The organism is Mycobacterium sp. NTMscope_Eco_3 (assembly GCF_976985685.1).
The window spans coordinates 2,413,978-2,427,348 of the sequence record NZ_CDRJYZ010000001.1; the positions used below are offsets into that span (position 1 = coordinate 2,413,978).

General features: G+C 68.0%; 8 protein-coding genes and 1 pseudogene. 2 read left to right on the top strand and 7 right to left on the bottom strand.

Annotated features, from left to right (window positions below):
* Positions 1-21: 21 nt before the first annotated feature.
* The 5 genes and pseudogenes from AC0KTM_RS11115 to AC0KTM_RS11135 form a co-directional block, all read right to left on the bottom strand.
* Positions 22-273 carry a hypothetical protein gene (locus AC0KTM_RS11115; protein ID WP_225328210.1) on the bottom strand — a complete coding sequence of 84 codons (252 nt, stop codon included), beginning with the start codon at positions 271-273 and terminating at the stop codon, positions 22-24.
* 80 nt (positions 274-353) lie between these two features.
* Positions 354-1,559 carry a PPE family protein gene (locus AC0KTM_RS11120; RefSeq protein ID WP_472415547.1) on the bottom strand — a complete coding sequence of 402 codons (1,206 nt, stop codon included), beginning with the start codon at positions 1,557-1,559 and terminating at the stop codon, positions 354-356.
* Positions 1,560-1,566: 7 nt separating this feature from the next.
* Positions 1,567-1,728 (bottom strand): annotated as a pseudogene (locus AC0KTM_RS11125) (PE family protein); the annotation flags it as partial.
* A 50-nt stretch (positions 1,729-1,778) separates the two neighbouring features.
* Positions 1,779-3,008: a PPE family protein gene (locus AC0KTM_RS11130; protein ID WP_225328209.1), complete on the bottom strand. Its 1,230-nt coding sequence runs from the start codon at positions 3,006-3,008 to the stop codon at positions 1,779-1,781.
* Between the two features lie 476 nt (positions 3,009-3,484).
* Positions 3,485-3,679, bottom strand: coding sequence for a ferredoxin (locus AC0KTM_RS11135; protein ID WP_225328208.1), 195 nt, complete (start codon positions 3,677-3,679; stop codon positions 3,485-3,487).
* A gap of 189 nt (positions 3,680-3,868) precedes the next feature.
* Between AC0KTM_RS11135 and AC0KTM_RS11140 the strand changes: the two genes are divergently transcribed.
* Positions 3,869-5,032 (top strand): cytochrome P450, encoded by a 1,164-nt coding sequence (locus tag AC0KTM_RS11140; RefSeq protein WP_225328207.1) that lies wholly within the window; start codon positions 3,869-3,871, stop codon positions 5,030-5,032.
* A 50-nt stretch (positions 5,033-5,082) separates the two neighbouring features.
* Here the strand turns inward: AC0KTM_RS11140 and eccCa are convergent, their stop codons facing one another.
* Together eccCa and eccB are read right to left on the bottom strand one after the other, a co-directional pair.
* Positions 5,083-9,246 (bottom strand): type VII secretion protein EccCa, encoded by a 4,164-nt coding sequence (gene eccCa / locus AC0KTM_RS11145; protein ID WP_225328206.1) that lies wholly within the window; start codon positions 9,244-9,246, stop codon positions 5,083-5,085.
* Positions 9,243-10,760, bottom strand: a complete 1,518-nt coding sequence (eccB, locus tag AC0KTM_RS11150; RefSeq protein ID WP_014942094.1) for a type VII secretion protein EccB — start codon at positions 10,758-10,760, stop codon at positions 9,243-9,245. The genes eccCa and eccB overlap by 4 nt, the downstream gene beginning before the upstream one ends.
* Before the next feature lie 427 nt (positions 10,761-11,187).
* Here eccB and malQ point away from each other — a divergent pair, with 427 nt between their 5' ends.
* Positions 11,188-13,356, top strand: coding sequence for a 4-alpha-glucanotransferase (gene malQ, locus AC0KTM_RS11155; RefSeq protein WP_225328204.1), 2,169 nt, complete (start codon positions 11,188-11,190; stop codon positions 13,354-13,356).
* Positions 13,357-13,371 lie beyond the last annotated feature (15 nt).

Below are 13,371 nucleotides of genomic sequence, written 5' to 3' on the forward strand. Positions count from 1 at the left end.
CGCCCAGAGCGGAGTTACGACTCAGCGCCGGCGCGTCGCCGCGCTGGGCCGTGTCGCGCCGCGGCGACCGATTACCTGCGGGAACACCGCGTCCGTGCCCACCAGGGCGCGCCGTCGTCCCGGGTCGGCGGGCCGATTCCGGGTGTCTGCGCGCAGGTCAAAAGCCCCACCGCGGGATAAAAATCCGGCCGCAGATAAAGCCGTTGCGAGGTTCGCCGCTGCGGCGACCACCGCGGCCAGCACGACGGCCGCGAACAGGGCGGCAGCTGTCACGACGAAACACGCCCTGCCGCTTTTGCTTTCGGGGCAGGGCGTGTTCTCGATCGCTCCCGGGCTCGCGGGGCCCGGGGAAGCTATCCGGCGAAGGGTGGTCGGGCCATGACAGTGGGCCGGAAGCCGTATTTGGGTCCGGCCACGCCGTGTCCGCCGGCACCGGCACCGGCCAACGGCATCCCGCCGAGCAGGTTTCCGGGTCCACCGGCGGCCTCGGGGGCCGCGCTGATGGTGCTGACCGGAATCGCATGCCCGAGCGCCGGCGCCGCCGCCGGGGCCCCCGACCACGGGACCGGCACCGACAACTTGCCCCCGATCGAGGCCGCACTGCCCAACGCCGCCACCGGATGCGCCGCCGCAGCCCCCCCACCGAGCATGCCGCCCAAACCACCCAGCGCGGGCAAGGCCTTGGCCGCCGCCGGGGCCGCACTACCGATCAACCCCAACGACTTCGAGATCTGCACAAAGTTGTTCCCCATACCAATGCTGAAGTACGGCAGACCCTCGGTGTTATAGAAGAGGCTGGCGAACGGACTATAGCCATTGACGGCCGTTCCCAGGCTGGTGGGGAAGGTGGTCTGGCCGGTCAACAGGTACCAGATGGCAGAGAGTGGATCCGAGCCCTGCGACGTCGCCTGCGTCGTGGCGTTGGTGGTGGGCTGGGCCAGCGACTGCAACACCTTGGACGTGTTGACCGCCGAGGAATCCGTGGTCGCCTTGGTGACCGCCGCATTCTGGGTGGCCTGCCCCGACGCATTAGTGATCTCGGGAGCCTTCTGAAACGGCGTCTGCTTGGTCGCCGACGACGACTGACCCGCATACCCATACATCGCACCCGCATCCTGAGCCCAATACTCGCCATACTGGGCCTCCAACTGCGCAATCAACGGCGTGTTCTGCCCCAACACATTCGTCGCCTGCAACTGAGAGACCTGCATCCGATTCGACGCCACCAACGGCGGCGGCACCGACGCCGACAACGCCGCCTCATACGCCGCCGCCGCTGCCCGCGCCTGCGTCGCCGCCTCCTCAGCCTGCGCCGCCGCCGAGGTCATCCACGCAACGTACGGCTCCACCGCCTGAGCCATCGTCGCCGACGCCGAACCCAACCACTCCTCACTACTCAAAGCGGTCACCACCTTCTCGTAAGAAAGCGCCGCCGAATTCAACTCCGCAGCCAACGCACTCCACGCCGACGCCGCAGACACCAACGAACCCGACCCCGGACCCGAATAAATCCGCGCCGAATTGAACTCCGGCGGAAAAGCCCCATAATCCAACATCATTGACTCCTTAACCCGTCGCGGCCGCGTTGGCCGCCTCAGTCACCGCGTACGACCCGGAGCCGGTGCTCAGGGTGTTGACGAACGTTTCGTGGATTGCCGCCGCCTGCGCGCCGACGACCTGATACATCTGTGCGTGCGCAGCGAACGGCGCCGCAGTCACCTCCGGGATGAGGTGGATCATGGGGCATCGCCTCCGTATGTCGAGCTGTCCATGGGGGGTCATCCGGCCGAGGGCGGGCGTGTCAGCACGCTGTAGCGGAATCCGTATTTGTTGACATAGCCGGCGGAGGCGCCCCGCCGTCCCAGTGCCCCGGCGGGCATGCCGCGCAGTAGTCCGTTGGCCGGTCCGGTGGTCCCGGTCGCGGCGGCCTGGACGGGGGCGGCCTCCAGCTCCGAGACCGTCGAAGGGCTGACCGCCGAGGTCAGCGTCGCCCAATGCTGGGGCACCGACAACGTCCCCACCCGCGCGGCCTGCCCGGCACTCGCGGTAACCGCGCTCAGGTGGCCCGCTCCACCACCGAGGTTGCCCAATCCCAGGTTCGCGAACTGCGGCGTGGGGAACCACGCACCGCCGGCACCCGCCGTGCTACCACCGGGACCAAAGGTCAACTGCTGGGCGATCGACGACGCGAACTGCCCCATGCCGTTCGAGAAGTACGCCAGACCCGTCGTCCGCTTCAGGATCGTGTCGTAGACAGTGGGATTGAGCCCCAGAAGGTCCTGCAGCGAGCTCGAGACCCCGGTCGTCGTCGACCCCTGAGCCGATGCGTTCGTCGCCGTGGCCTGGACCTGCATGGCTTGAGCTGTGTTCAGCGTCAACGCTTGTGGCGAGGCCAGCTGCGACGTGGTTTGTGCGGTGTTGCCCGCCGGCTCGGCGACGGCCTTCGCCACCGCGGCGCCCTGATTGCCGGTTGCGTCCGGGGCAGTGGTGTTGGGCGGCGGCGCGAACGGGGCCAACTCCGAGGCAGTCGCCGACGATGCGGCGTACCCGTACATCGCCACGGCGTCCTGAGCCCACATCTCCATGTACTGCGCCTCGGTGGCCGCGATCGCCGGGGTGTTCTGCCCGAAGAAGTTCGTCGCGATCAGATTCGCCAGCAACACCCGATTGGCCGCGATCACCGGCGGCGGCACCGTCATCGCAAACGCCGCCTCGAACGCCGCCGCGGCCACCCGGCCCTGGCTGGCGGCCTCTTCGGCCTGCGCGGCCACGGCACTGAGCCAGCTGATGAACGGGGTGATCGCCGAGATCATCGAGATCGACGCCGGCCCCACCCATGGCCCACTGATGAGCTCCGTGACCACCGAGTTGTAGCCGGTGGCCGCCACGCCCACCTCGGCCGCGATCTCGTCCCAGGCGGCGGCCGCGGCCATCATCGGCCCCGAGCCCGGACCCGCATACATGCGACCTGAATTGATTTCGGGCGGTAACGCACCGAACTCAAGCACCTATCCTCCTCAGTCGGCCGAGCCCGCAGGCGATTTCGGCTGGCACATGGGAATCAGTGGTGGCGGTAATCACGGCTCTGTAAACGACCCCACCGGTCGATCGCTGCGTCCGCGGGAGCCCGTCAGCGGCCCTTCGGACCGCGACTCGGCCGGCCGGGCGGGCCGGCGCATGCTGACCAAGGGGCTGCGCCCGGAAAGGTGATCTGCCACCACGCTTCTCGGACGTCTGGTCAAAAACGACATGCACCTTCTGCCTCGGCCAATCCCGTTTTCAGCAACCGAGCGACAGCCCCGTGTCTTCGAACTGCCGCCCGGCACTGAGATTAGTTCGTTACGGGGCAATCGCCGACACGCAAAGGGCCCTGTTCATTAATGGCCAACCACTGTTCATTCCCGGTCGGCAGCAGTTCATACAGGGCAACGGTTTGTTCATTAACCGTTTGCTTTCCACCGCGCCGTGCCGCGGTTTCGCGCCGTCAGTCCTCGTCGAGGATCAGCGCCATCTCGGGGCAGGAGGCGACGCCATCGCGAGTCAATTGCTCGTCTTCGGGCCGGACGTCGTGCTCCTGAAGAATTGAATAGCCGGACTCGTCAATGGGAAAAAGGTCGGGGTCGACGGCGTAACACTGGGCGTGGCCCACGCATTTCGACTGGTCCAGACGAACCCTCACGAATTCCTCCCTACGCGGCCCGACATTGCGCTTCACGGTCCGATACCCAGATTAGCCGGTCGGTAATGTATCGAAGATGTTCGCCATCGAGAACCGGGCGCCGAATGGCTCGCATCGGTTCGGGTGCTCGGATCCGTGTTCCTTTGCCCCCCATGCAATATTGATGCGCCCCCAGATGTTGCTGCCGGCATGAGCGACGGTCAATACGGCTCGTTCCACCTACCCCGGCTGGAATTCGACAAGCTGCCGATGAGCGCCGATCGCGGCCTGGGGTGGAAGACGCTGCGCGACGCGGGGCCGGTCGTCTTCATGAACGGCCACTACTACATCACGCGCCGCGAAGACGTGCTGTCCGCGCTTCGTAATCCCAAGGTCTTCTCGTCGACGGTGCTGCAGCCCCCCGGCCACCCGCTGCCGGTGCTGCCCCTGGCTTTTGACCCGCCGCAACACACCCGCTACCGCAAGATCCTGCAGCCGTATTTCAGCCCGCACGCGCTGAGCAAGTCCCGCCCCGCGCTGGAGCGGCACGCCCGCGACATGATCGGGGCGCTGGCCGGCCGGGGTGCGTGCGAAGTGATGGCGGATCTGGCGAGCCTGTACCCGTTTCAGGTGTTCCTGGACCTCTACGGTCTGCCCCTCGAGGATCGTGATCGGCTGATCGACTGGAAAGACTCCGTCATCTCCGACAAGCCGTTCCTCACCCAGGCCGATATGGCGAAGGGCCAGCAGCTGCTGCAGTACCTCGTCGACGCCATCGCGCAACGCCGGCAGAATCCGGGTTCGGACATGTTGTCGCAGGTGATGACCGGCGACGGCGGCTTCAGTGACATCGAGCTGCTCGGCATGAGTCACCTGTTGATCCTCGCCGGTCTGGACACGGTGACCGCGGCGATCGGATTCTCGCTCTTCGAATTGGCGCGCCGGCCGCAGCTGCGCACGGAACTTCGCGACAACCCCAAGCAGATCAGGGTTTTCATCGAAGAGATCGTCCGGCTGGAACCCTCGGCGCCGGTGGCGCCGCGGATCACCACCGAGTTCGTCGAAGTCGGCGGCATGACGTTGCCGCCGGGCACCTCGGTGCGGCTCTGCATGGCGGCCGTCAACCGCGACGACAGCGACTCGATGTCCACCAATGAGCTCAACATGGACGGAAAAGTGCACCGGCACTGGGGGTTTGGCGGCGGCCCGCACCGCTGCCTGGGTTCGCACCTGGCGCGCATCGAGCTGACGGTGATCGTCGCGGAGTGGCTCACCCAGATTCCGGATTTCGAGCTGCCCGCGGACTACTCCCCCGTGATCAATTACCCCTCAAAGAGTTTCGCGCTCAAGGAACTGCCGCTGTGCTGGGGCTGAGCGGGATCTCCCGCCCGGCCCCGGCGCAGCGGCTGCAGTCCCCATGGGCCCTACTTGCGCAACTGGGTCGCCGCGACCTGGACGAACACACCGGTGTCCTCGGCCATCAGCAGGCCACGGCCGCGGGGCAGCGGGCCACCCTTCATCTTGCCGCGGATGAATCCCTCGTCGGGGTCGGCGTCCATCACCAGCAGGGGCGCGTTCGCCTGGGCCAGCGCCCGCAACATCGGGTCGCTGCCCGCCGACGACCAACCACCGAACGTCCGGGTGACGATCACGTGCAGGCCGACGTCGGCGGCCCGGGTCACCCACGGTGCGGCCTTGTGCAGCGGCGAATCGAAACCTGCCGGCAGCTGCTGGATGTCGTCGACGATCAGGAAGATCTCCGGTCCGCTCCACCACGACCGCGACAACAACTCTTCGGCGGACAAGCCGGGCGGTGGTTCGCGGCCGGCCAGGACCGCGGCCAGTTCGCCCATCATCGCCTGCACGCCGTCGAGGTTGTAGGCGAATTTCTCCACGTAGTCGGAGCCCAGCGTGGTCAGCAGCTGACGGCGCGGGTCCACCAGCCACACCTGGGCCGAGGGCTGTCCGGCCGGCGGCGGCGGCGCGCTGGTCGCTCCCGGCGCGTAGAGCCGCCCGATCTCGGACATGATGGTGGCCAGCGTCGTGGTCCGCCCACATTCGCGGCGGCCGGTGACCATCAGGTGCGCGTTCTCGGCGAAATTGAGATAGACCGGCGACAGGTCCAATTCCGAGATGGCCCAGGCGATTCCGCCCGCGCCGACGCCCTGGCGGGTGTCTCGGGCGGCGATCTCCCGCAGCTGCTCCACGCCGAAGGTCGCCGGCAGCCGGCGCACCGGCGGGGCCTGGCCGCTCGCGATCCGGCTGACGGCTTCGACGACGCTGTCGGACTCGAAACGGTTGTCCGGCGTGCTGGCCAGCGCGGGCCGGGCCACCAGCGTGTGCAGACCGGACTGGGGGTCGGCGTCGAGGCGGACGTAGTTGACCGCGACCATGCCGCGACCCGGCTTGACCGGAACGTCCTTGGCGAACCGGGAGCGCACCAGCTTGGCGTCTTCGACGGCGGCCAGCCGCAACTCGACCCGGGAGCCGAAGCCGCTGCGCACCGGTGGCCGCAACTCGGATTCGCGGTCGGCGGTGACCACCACGTGCACCCCGAACGAGGGGCCCTGGTTGATGATCACGTTCACCTGCTCGATCAGCACCTCGTTCTCTTCGGCCAGCGCCCGGTAGTTGTCCACCACCAGGTAGACGTCGCCGAACCCGTCGTTGGGGACCGGGCCGGGCTCACCGCCGAACTTGCGCCGCCGGAACACCTCCATCGAGGCGATCCCGTACTCGAGGAAGGTGCGTTTGCGCTCCCGCACCAGCGCCAGCAGCTCGGCCACCGTGCGGCGCACGCCGTACGGGTCGGTCGGACCGGCCACCTCACCGACGTGGGGCAGCCGGGCGACCGTGGTCAGCGCGGTGCTGCTGTAGGCCAAGCAGTAGAACTGGATCTGCTCGGGCGTGTGGGTCAGCGCCGCCGCGCAGATCAGGGTCTGCAGCGCGGTGGTCTTGCCCGAACCGCCGGCCCCCAGGATCAGGACGTTGGCGCCGGGGCCGGACGTGTCGACCGTCCACGGTGGCTGGTCGTGCTTGAACGGGCGGTCGATGATCCCGATCGGGAAGACCAGATCCTGCGCGGTGCCGTACTCCTGCTGCCACGGGTGACCGAGGAACCGGTTCACCAAATCGTCGATGGCGACCGGCTGGTTCAGCGGCGGCTGCCACAGCCGGTACGGCTGGAAGTCGATCTTGCGCAGCTGATCGATGATGACGGTGCCGACCTTCGGCGTCCTGATCCCCTCGACGTCCTCCTCGGCCGCCTCGATCGGAAGTACGTCGCCGTCGGTGGGGATGGCCGGGACGTTGACCTCAGGTCCCCCGACGCTGACCTCCAGCGGGGTGAACGAGTTGGTGAACAGCTGCGGGCGCACGTAGTCGATGCTGTGCACCAACGCCGGCGCCTCGTCCCCGTCGTCGGTGAGGCCGCGCGGAAAGTAGTCCCGCCACAGGAATTCGGCCTGGAACCGGACGATGTCCTCCAGGCTGCGGCGGAAATAGCCCAGGCCCGCCTGGGCGGGCAGGTTGACCGCGTTCGGCACGCCGGCCGCCTGCGCCGCACCGGCGGTACGCGCCTTCAGCACCAGCCGGTAACCCATGTTCTCCATGAGCTTTTCGGCGCGGCTTTCGATGGTCTGCGACGCCATCATCAGGTGAATCCAGTAGGCGCGGCCCTGACGGCCGATCGAGTCGAGGACGTCGACCGCCGTCGGCATGATGCGGAACCATTCGTAAAACTCGTCGATGACCACCACGAGCATCGGCAGCGGCGCCATGTCCTGCCCTCGCGCCCGCATCCGGCTGCGCACCGAGTTGTATTCCTTGGCGTCGTCGACGCCGGCGCTGTCGCAGATCGCCTTGCGGCGCGCGATCTCACCCCAGAGCGCGTCGAGGAAGCGCTCCATCAACGCCTGGTCTTCTTCCAGGTCGGTGATGATCCGGGACACGTGCGGGACCCCGGCGAACGGCTTGACCGCCGAACCACCCTTGAGGTCGGCGAGCACGAACTGCAGCTCCTCCGGCGGGTGGCTGAGCATCAGGGATTCGATCACGGTCCGCACCAGGGTCGATTTTCCCGAACCCGTCGTTCCGGACATGACCCCGTGTGGGCCGTCGCCGCCTTCGTCCAGCGACTTCATGTCCAAGAACAACAACTCGCCGTTGTCGGAACGAACACCGAACGGGGCCCGCAACCGCGACCGGCCCATCGAGTCGTTGCGGCTGCCCCACAGCGCCTCGAAGTCGATGTGGCCAGGATCGTCAATTCCGTAGTAGGCCATGATGTCTCGGGCGCCGATGTGCGCCACCCGTTGGCCGATCTCTTCGTATGCCTCGGCGAGCCGCCAGCGCGCCAGCTTTTGCGAGAACTCCTCCGCCTCGGCGACGCTGATGTGATCGGTGAGGGCGAAGAACCAGGGCTTCTCGTCGATCACCATCCAGGTGTCGCGGTCGCGGGGCAGCGCCTCGATCACACCCTTCTTGTCGAACCGCAGGGTCCGCTCCGGGACGGCGCTCCACATCGGCGAGCCGGTGAGATCGAAGAACGTCACCCCGTCGACGCCTTCACCGCTGATCACGTATTCCCATTGGGGGTCAACGGCGTCGGCGATGATCACCGTGTGCGGTGTCGGGGTCTGCGCGGACGAGCTGGCGTGCCGGGGAGTGAAAGACCCACGGCCGGCGAACAATTCGGCCTGCTCGGCGGCAAACTCGCGCACCGAGCTGTAGACCATCCGGGCATTGCCCGCGGCGTCCTGGCGGCGCGGATCACCGAAGTGGGGCAGCCATTTCACCCAGTCCCATTCGTCCAGATCCGAACTGACGACGATCATCCGCACGTGGTCGGGTCCGTGGGAGAACGCCAGCTGGCAGATGATCGCCCGCATCAATCCCAGGACCTGCTCGCGGTCCCCGTCCAGCGAGTACCAGGGTTCGACCAGCACCGAGATCATCTTGGGCAGGTTGTAAACGACGCTTTGGTAGCGCCCGAACTCCTGCAGCGCCTTACCGGTCACCGGCTCGAGCTCGATGTCGGTCGGCATGTTCTGGGGCTCACCCCAGGTCACCTCGGGGCGTGTCATACCGACGCCGACGCGGACGACACCGAAGTTGAGGTCCTTGCCGTCGGGTTTGCGTTCCCACATGCGCGACGAGCCGACCGCGGCGGCCAGCGTGGTGGGCGCGGGGTGGAACCACCGGTAGTTGGCGTCCATGCTGTCGGCCGACTCGTGGGCGGTCTCGCGCAGCATGTCCAGCATCAACATGAACTGGGCCCGCATCGAGTCCAGCTTGGGCCGGCTCATCTGCTGCTGGCCGCCGAATCGGCCGCCGAACATCATCATCGCGACGCCGCCGATCATGAAGATCGGGAAGATGGCGCCCGCGCCGCCGAACACGTGCGAGCCGCTGGCGAAGGTCATGCCGACCATGCCGATCAGCAGGCCGACCACCAGGACACCGACCACGACCAGCCACCACGGCTTGCCTTCCGGTGGCGGAATGCTCAGCGGGGTCGGAAGGACGATGTTCTCCGGCTTGATGACCGGGGGCTTCTCCGGTGTCGGCCGGGCAAATCCGCGTTTCACTTGGGTACCGCCAACTCTCCTGGGGACATATCCATCGGCAGCGTGTCGTGCTGCACCAGCGCATCGGAGCGCGACAACGTCGGCCCTTGCGGCAGCAGCCGCAGCGCCACCCACGGCGCCAGGGCCGGTTTCGTCTTCAGGCCCAACGCTTCTCGGACTTCGCGGGTGTCGTCGACCCCGAATCGGGCGCCGGCATCCGTGAGCCACCACAGCGATTCGGTGGTCTTGGCGCCGGGATCGTTTCCGGTGACGGCGACGAAGTTCGCGTAGTCGGGCCCGAAGAACACCTGGTCGGCTTCGCGGCCGGTGGTGTCGGCCTTGACCAGCGACACCACCCGGTTGACGTCCTTGGACTCGACCGGGATGGTCGCGCCCGAGATCACCTGCACACGGGCCCGGTTTTCACCGGAGGTCTTCTGCCACCACCAGCAGGTCGCCGGATTCTCGCGGATGTCCATCACGTTCAGGGGCGCATCCGGGTAGGACGACAAATCCAGCTTGTTGACCACCGGCATCTTCGCCAACGCCGACGGTTCCACGGTCACCGGTTTGGTGTTGCCCGGTCCGGCGTTCTGCAGGATCTGGGCCACCAACGGCGGCAGCGTCTGCACACCGTCGGCCAATACCAACGAATACTGTTGCGGCCCACTGATTTGCGGGGTGACGATCACCGTGCCGATGGGTCCGGGCGCCCCCGGGAACGAGGCGCCGGCGCCCGCGTTCTGAATCTGGGGCACTGTCAGTTCCGGGCCCACCGGCAACGCGTCGTACAAGGCGCGGCTCATCGGCTTGGCCATGCTGACCTGCTCGGGGGTCAGGCCCAGCGGCAGCAGCACCGACCGGTTCGCGGCGTCGATGCGCGAGCGGCGTCCGTCGCGGATCACCCAGGCGTCGCCGCCGTAATTCAGCACCACCGCGTCCGTCCCCGTCAGCACCCGTCGGTGGTGGCTCAGATCGGGGTTGCCGTCGATGACCGTGACCGTCACGCCGGACGGCGCCCCGGCACCGGTCGAATTCGCCACGGTGTCGCACACCAGCCACGACGACGCGGCCGGGCTGGTGGGGTGGAAGCTCGAGGGCGCACCCGGGATGCCCACCATCGGGCCGCGCGGCAGGGTCGCGATTTGGCTCGACCGGACCAGGTGGGGGTTGTCCGGGCGACCGGTGATCAGGCGCGCCGACGCCAGGTTCAGCGCGGGATACAACCGGTCCCCCACGCGGACGTACAGGGCGCCCGAGTCGCGGTCGGCGATGATCGGCGATTCGTTGATCTGGCCGGCCGGGCTGATGAAGGAGTAGAGCAGCGCGCCCAGGCAGATCACCAGCGCGGCCGAAATCGAGGCCACTACCGCAAGGTTCTGGCGCCGACCGGGCTCGACCTCCATGCGCACGCGCCACCGGGTCAGCGCTATCGCGGTCCGGCGGGCAAGGAACTGATAGCCGGTGACCTGGGTCCGCGTCGACAGCCCGAGGCCGTACCCCGACCCGCGCTGCCCGCGACTCTCTTCCGCCACTAATTCACCATCCGGTTTGCTCGAACGCCTGGATTTCGTCTCTCGGGACCGATCCAGCGCGAATTACATGACAACGGTAAGGCACCTGCACGGACCTCGCCATGCGGCGCCGAAGCGCATGCATTTCCACATCTGTCGAGGCACCCGAATCCGGCGCCGTTCGCCGCGCCGGAGCCCGCCGCGCCGACGGCGGCGGATGACACCACTGAGCTGGCAGTTTCTGTTCCCCCACGGATCAGTTCACCGGATTCTTGTCGGTCCCCTCAGGGCATCGTAGTGGCCCATGGCGTCGGCGTCCTGTTGAGCGCGCGAGCGGGTTACCGACGGGCGAGATAAATGAACGGCAGGCGACCGTCCAGCAAAGAAAACGCCAACTCGCGCCGGGTCCGGGTCGCCGGTCCACGAATCCTGGCAGCAAGATGGCCCTATGACCGAACTCGCGCCGTCGCTGATCGAACTCGCCCGGAGGTACGGCATCGCGACGGAGTACGAGGACTGGAGCGGCGCGCGGGTGCGAGTCTCCGAGACGACGCTGAAGGCCGTGCTGGCCGCGCTCGGCGTCGCGGCCGACAACGAACAGGAACGCAACGTCGCGCTGACCGCCAAGTTACGGTCACACTGGGCGCGGCGACTGCCGGCGACCATCGTCGGACGTACCGGCGAGCAGATCCGGTTTTGGGCCCACGTCACCCACGGTGACCCCGCCGAGGTGTGGTTGGCGCTCGAGGACGGCACGGTGCGCGGCGGCGTCGTGCAGGTCGACAATTTCACCCCGCCGTTCGACCTGGACGGACGCTGGGTCGGCGAGGCCAGCTTCCTGCTGCCCACCGACCTGCCGCTGGGATATCACCGGGTGCACCTGCGTTCCGGGGACTCCGAGACCAGCACCGCGCTGATCGTGACGCCCGATTGGCTCGGGCTGCCGGAGCAGCTGGGCAGTCGCCGCGCGTGGGGCCTGGCCACGCAGCTCTACAGCGTGCGGTCCCGGAAGTCCTGGGGCGTCGGGGATCTCACCGATCTGACCGACCTCGCGGTGTGGTCGGCGTCGCGGCACGGCGCCGACTACCTCTTGGTCAATCCGCTGCATGCGGCGGCGCCTCCCGGTCCGAAGAGCCGGATGGAGCCCTCGCCGTACCTGCCGACGTCGCGGCGCTTCGTCAACCCGATTTATCTTCGCGTCGAGGCGATCCCCGAATTCGCCGACCTGGGCAAGCGCAGCCGGGTCCGCCGGCTGCGCTCGGAAGTCCAGCAGCGCGCCGGCCGCCTCGACGCCGTCGACCGCGACAGCTCGTGGGCGGCCAAACGGGTCGCCCTCAAGCTGCTGCACGAGGAACCGCGGTCGGCCGGCCGGGAGCTGTCCTATGTCGCCTTTCGCGACCGGGAGGGCCGCGCGCTCGATGACTTCGCGACCTGGTGCGCGTTGGCCGAAACGTACGGCGACGACTGGCATTCCTGGCCCGAAGCGCTGCAGCATCCCGATGCCTCCGGGGTCGCGGACTTCGTCGAAAAGCATTCCGACACAGTGGATTTCCACCGCTGGTTGCAGTGGCAGCTCGACGAGCAGCTCGCCGCGGCGCAGTCCCAGGCGGTCCGGGCCGGAATGGCGTTGGGCATCATGCATGACCTGGCCGTCGGTGTGCACCCCAACGGCGCCGACGCCTGGGCGCTGCAGGACGTGATGGCGCTGGGCGTGACCGCCGGCGCGCCGCCGGACGAGTTCAACCAGCTCGGCCAGGACTGGTCGCAGCCGCCGTGGCGGCCGGACCGGTTGGACGAGCACGAATACCGGCCCTTTCGCGCGTTGATCCGCGCGGTGCTGCGGCATGCCGGCGGGGTGCGCATCGACCACATCATCGGGTTGTTCCGGCTCTGGTGGATCCCGCGGGGCGCGTCACCCACCGAGGGCACCTACGTGCGCTACGACCACGAAGCCATGATCGGCATCGTCGCCCTGGAAGCGCATCGGGCGGGCGCGGTGGTGGTGGGCGAGGATCTCGGGACGGTCGAGCCGTGGGTGCGGGATTACCTCCTGTTACGCGGCTTGCTGGGCACCTCGATCCTCTGGTTCGAGTTGGATCGCGACGGGAACGGCGGGCCACTGCCGGCCGAGCGCTGGCGGGAGTACTGCCTGTCCTCGGTCACCACCCACGACCTGCCGCCGACCGCCGGCTACCTGGCGGGCGACCATGTGCGGCTGCGCGATTCGCTGGGATTGCTGACCCGGCCCGTCGCCGAGGAGCTCGAGTCCGACCGTGCCGAGTTGGCGGCGTGGCTGGCCGAGTTGCGGCGGGTGGGTCTGCTCGAGGACGGCGACGACGACCCGGAGCGGGTCGTCGTGGCGCTGTACCGGTATCTGGGCAGGACGTCGTCGCGGCTGCTGGGGGTGGCGTTGACCGATGCCGTCGGTGACCGCCGCACCCAGAACCAGCCCGGCACCACGGACGAATACCCCAATTGGCGGGTCCCGCTGACCGGCCCGGACGGGCGCGACGTGATGCTCGAAGACGTCTTCACCGATCCCCGGGCCGCCACGCTGGCCGAGGCCGTGCGCGCCGCGGTCGCACCCTCAGAAAGCAGGGAAGGCGCGACCCGCTGACGGCGCGACCGGCCG